Annotated in this window: 2 protein-coding genes; both read right to left on the bottom strand. The window is 75.9% G+C overall.

From position 1 onward, the window contains the following. Positions 1-2,913 (bottom strand): UvrD-helicase domain-containing protein (locus ACFXA3_RS35215; protein ID WP_385193884.1); only part of this gene is annotated, 2,913 nt, incomplete at its 3' end. 146 nt (positions 2,914-3,059) lie between these two features. Then, the coding region (locus ACFXA3_RS35210; RefSeq protein ID WP_385193882.1) for a PD-(D/E)XK nuclease family protein at positions 3,060-4,920 on the bottom strand (1,861 nt) is incomplete at its 5' end.

The raw sequence follows: 4,920 nt of genomic DNA, 5'->3' as shown, positions 1-4,920 counted from the left end.
GCGCACTTGAGACACAGCGACAGGGGGGTCACCCGGCGTGCCGGCGCTCTCCGGAAGCGGGGCTCCGTCCCGGAGCCGGGGTACGGGTGCGCCGTCGCCCGGGGCCGGGCCCTCGGATCGGGACTCCCGCGCGTGCGCCCCGGGCGCGCCTGAGCCGGGCCGGGCGGCGGGTTCGTCCCCGGCCCAGAGGTCCTCGTCGGCGGGGGCGGCCGGGGGCCAGAGGTCGTCGGTGGGCGGTTCTTCCGCGTACGACGGGTCGTCGGTGGGCGGTTCTTCCGCGTACGACGGGTCGTCGGTGGGCGGTTCTTCCGCGTACGACGGGTCCTCGCAGTGCGGCGGCCACGCGTAGGGGTCCGCGGCCGGGGCGGACAGGTGGGATTCGACCAGGGCCGCCGCCGCCCGGCGCAGGGCCAGGGAGTCCGGGTCCAGGGGCAGGGGCCAGGACCGGTCCGGGGTGGACTCCGTGGCGAGCGACGGGTTCTCCGTGTCCGGGTCCGGTTCCTGCGCCCAGGCCTCGATCTCGCCGTGGCCCGCCACGCAGTGCTCGTACAGGGAGGTCAGGAAGGCCGAGGGCCCGCGGCGCTTCTTCTGGGTCGGGCCCCACCAGTGCCCGGAGGCCAGCAGCAGCGAGCGGGGCCGGGTGAACGTGACGTAGCCCAGGCGGAGCTCCTCCACCGCCTTGTGCTCCTTCAGGGCGGCCTTGAAGGACTTCAGCCCGGACGAGGTCCACGCCGGATCGCCCGGCAGCGTGGCCGCGTCGCCGCGCAGCGCGTACGGCAGGACCTTGGCGTACGAGGTCCACGGCTCCGGGGCCTTCTCCTTCGGGAACGAGCCCGCGCACAGGTCCGGAACCACCACCACGTCCCACTCCAGCCCCTTGGACTTGTGGGCGGTGAGCACCTTCACCGTGTTCTCCCCGCCGGGCAGGGCGTGGTCCAGGCCCTTCTCGTACTGGACGGCCGTGCGCAGGAACCCGAGGAAGGCGAGCAGGGACGCCTCGCCGTCCAGGGAGGCGAAGCCGGCCGCCACGTCCAGGAAGCCGGACAGCGATTCGCGGCGCCGGGCCGCCAGCGCGTGCGGCGACGCGGACAGTTCGACGTCCAGGCCGGTCACCGCCAGCACCCGGTGCAGTACGTCCATCAGCGGGTCTGCGAGGGAACGCCGCAGGTCGCGCAGCTCCTGGGCGAGGTGCGCGAAGCGGACCCTGGCCGCCGCCGAGAACGGCAGGTCGTCGGCGGGCGCCGCGTGCCCCGATCCGTCCAGGAACGTCTCCAGCGCGTCCGCCAGCGAGACGACCTCCGCCGGGTCCACGCCCTCCACCGCCGCCGCGAGCCGCTCGTCCGGGTCCGCTTCGCCGGGCGCTCGGCCGATCAGCTGCCGGGCCCGGCGGCCCAGCAGGGCCAGGTCACGGGCGCCGATCCGCCAGCGCGGGCCGATCAGGAGCCGGACGAGGGAGGCGTTGGCGCCGGGGTCCTGGAGCACCTCGCACACCGCGACCAGGTCCGCGACCTCGGGCAGGTGCAGCAGGCCCGACAGTCCGACGACCTCGACCGGCACGTCCCGGGCCACCAGGACGGCCTGGATCTGCGCGAAGTCCTGCGCCGACCGGCAGAGCACCGCGATCTCGCGCGGTTCCGTCCCCGTACGGACCAGGTGCGCGACCGAGTCCGCGAGCCATTCCAGCTCCTCGGCGTGCGTGTCCAGCAGGGCGCAGCGGACGGTGCCGGCCTGCTCCTCCCCCGGCGCCGCGCGCAGCGCTTCGACGCCCTCGTGCATGGAGCGCAGCGGCGCGGCCAGCCCGTTGGCCAGGTCGAGGAGGCGGCCGCCGCTGCGCCGGTTCTCGCTGAGGGAGAAGCGGGTGGCGGGGCGGCCGTCGGCGTGCGGGAAGTGCTCGGGGAAGTCGTCCAGGTTGGCCACGGACGCACCGCGCCAGCCGTAGATCGCCTGGCAGGGGTCGCCGACGGCGGTCACGGCGTGCCCGGTGCCGCCGCCGAACAGGCCGGACAGCAGCAGCCGCTGGGCGACGGAGGTGTCCTGGTACTCGTCGAGGAGGACCACCCGGAACTCCTCGCGCAGCAGCGTACCCACCTCGGGCCGGGTGGTGGCGAGTTCCGCGGAGAGGGCTATCTGGTCGCTGAAGTCGAGCAGGTCGCGGGAGCGTTTGGTGGCGCGGTAGCGCTCGGTCAGCTCCAGCAGTTCGAGGCGGCCGCGCACGGCCCCGGGCACCTTGCGCAGGTCGTCGTTGGTGAGCCTGGTCGTGGCGAGGGCGTCGAGGAGCCCGGTGTCGTACGCGCGCAGCTGCGCCGGGGAGACCAGGTGCTCGGAGAGCTCCCCGTCGAGCGCGAGCAGGTCACTGACCAGGTCGGGGACGGATTTGGTGAGCGCCGGGTACGGTCCGGGCGCCTCGCGCAGCACGCGCGCGGCGAGCTGGAAGCGGGTGGCGTCGGCGAGCAGCCGGGCACTGGGCTCCAGACCGATGCGCAGGCCGTGGTCCTTGAGCAGCTGGCCGGCGAAGGCGTGGTACGTGGAGATGCGGGGCTCGCCGCCGGCGGCGAGCGCGTCGGTGGCGAGCGCGTCGGCCGGGGCGGCGCTCCCCCCGGCGACGGCGGGGGACGGGTCCGGGTCGGTGATGCCGGCCCGCGCGAGGGCCTTGCGGACGCGCTCGGCGAGTTCGGCGGCGGCCTTGTTGGTGAAGGTGAGGCCGAGGACCTGCTCGGGCGCGACCGCTCCGGTGCCGACCAGCCAGACCACGCGGGCGGCCATCACCGTGGTCTTGCCGGACCCGGCGCCGGCCACGATGACCTGCGGGGCGGCGGGAGCGGTGATGCAGGCCAGCTGTTCGGGCGTGAAAGGGATGCCGAGGAGCTCCTTGAGCTGCTCGGGGTCGGTGAGGACGGACGGACGCGCGGACACGTGAAGAGGCTAGCCCGAGCCACGGACACTCCCGGCCGCCGTCTCACCCGCCGGGCGTCTGACGCGCAGGCCGTCTCACCCCTCGGGCGCCTCACCCCTCGGGCCGCACCCCTCGGGCCTCACCCGCCGGCCGTCTCGCCCGCCGGTCACTCGACGGTCTGGCGGCCCTCCGGACGGGCGCTGCACGAGCTGCGGAAGGAGCAGTGGTCGCAGTGCCTGCCGGTGGCGGGCGCGAAGCGCTCGTCCAGGACCCGGCCGGCGGCCGTGGCGAGCAGGTCCCCGACCCAGGCGCCGTCGAGGGGCTGCTGCGCCTGGACCTTCGGCACCTCGTCCCCGCCGTCCCGTACGGCGGCGCCCTGGCGCAGCTGCACCAGTTCGGCGCCGCCCGCGTCGGGGCGGACCCCGTCGAAGACCTCGTCGACGGCGCCTTCGCGGACCGCGAGCTGGTACACGGCGAGCTGGGGGTGCCGCGCGACCTCGTCCCTGGTGGGCGCGGCCTTGCCGGTCTTGAAGTCGACGACGTACGCACGCCCCTGCGGGTCCGATTCGACCCGGTCCATGGAACCCCGGATCCGGACGGCGTACTCGCCCGCTTCGAGCGTGACGTCGAACGAGTGCTCCGTGGCCACGGCCGCCCGGCCCCCGCGGTCGGTGGTGTGCCAGCGCAGGAAGCGCTCCAGGGCGGCGCGGGCGTTGTCCTTCTCCTGGCGGGACTTCCACGGGGCGTCGAAGGCGAGGGCGTCCCAGACGGAATCGAGGCGTTCCATCAGGACGGCCAGGTCGGCGGGGGTGCGGCCGGAGGCGACCTCGTCGGCGAGGACGTGGACGACGTTGCCGAAGCCCTGGGCGGCGGTGGAGGGGGCGTCGGCCTTGACCTCGCGGCCGAGGAACCACTGGAGGGAGCAGGTGTTGGCGAGCTGGTCCAGGGCGCTGCCGGAGAGGGCGACGGGCCGGTCCCGGTCGCGCAGCGGGACGGCCGAGGCGGTGGGCTCGTACAGCCCCCACCAGCGCTGCGGGTGCGCGGCGGGGACCAGCGGGCGGTCGTCCTCGTCGGTCAGCGCGGCGAGGCGGGCGAGCCGGCGGGCGGCGGCCTCGCGGAGCGCGGGTGAGGCGTCGGGGTCGACGGTGGTGGCGCGCAGCTCGGCGACGAGGGCGGGCACGGCGAGGGGGCGGCGCGGCCGGCCGGCGACGTCCTTCGGGGGGACGCCGAGCTCGGTCAGGAAGCGGGAGGGCTGGTCGCCGTCCTCGGCGGGGGCCTTGACGGCGGTGACGACGAGGCGGTCGCGGGCGCGGGTGGCGGCCACGTAGAAGAGGCGGCGCTCCTCGGCGAGCAGCGCGCCGGGGGTGAGGGGCTCGGCGAGGCCGTCGAGGCCGATGCGGTCGGCTTCGAGGAGGGAGCCGCGGCGGCGCAGGTCGGGCCAGAGCCCCTCCTGAACGCCGGCCACGACGACCAGGGACCACTCCAGGCCCTTGGAACGGTGGGCGGTCATGAGGCGGACGGCCTCGGAGCGGGTGGCGCGGGTGGTGAGGGTGTCGGCGGCGATGTCCTCGGCTTCGAGCTGTTCGAGGAAGTTGAGGGCGCCGCGGCCGCCGGTGCGTTCCTCGGCGCGGGCGGCGGTGTCGAAGAGCGCGCAGACGGCGTCGAGGTCGCGGTCGGCGTTGCGGCCGCCGGCGCCGCCGCGGCGGGCCTGGCGCTCCAGGCGGTCGGGCCAGGAGGTCCCGTCCCACAGGGTCCACAGGGCCTCCTCGGCGGTGCCGCCGCCCTGGAGGAGCTCGCGGGCCTTGCGCAGGAGCAGGCCGAGGCGCTGGGCGCCGCGGGCGTACGCGGGATCGTGGGCGACGAGCCGTTCGGGCTCGGCGAGGGCGCGCGCGAGCAGCACGTCGGAGGGGGCGGGCACCTTGATGCCGGCGGCCCGCTCCTCGTCGCGCAGGGCGCCTTCGAGCAGCTTCTCCCGGGTCTCCTGGCTGCGCGCGTCCTGTGCCCGGGGCTCCCCGGCCCTCCGGTGC

The organism is Streptomyces sp. NPDC059456, assembly GCF_042750055.1.
In the GTDB taxonomy this organism is placed as follows: Bacteria; Actinomycetota; Actinomycetes; order Streptomycetales; family Streptomycetaceae; genus Streptomyces.
This window is presented reverse-complemented; position numbering and strand designations above follow the sequence as displayed.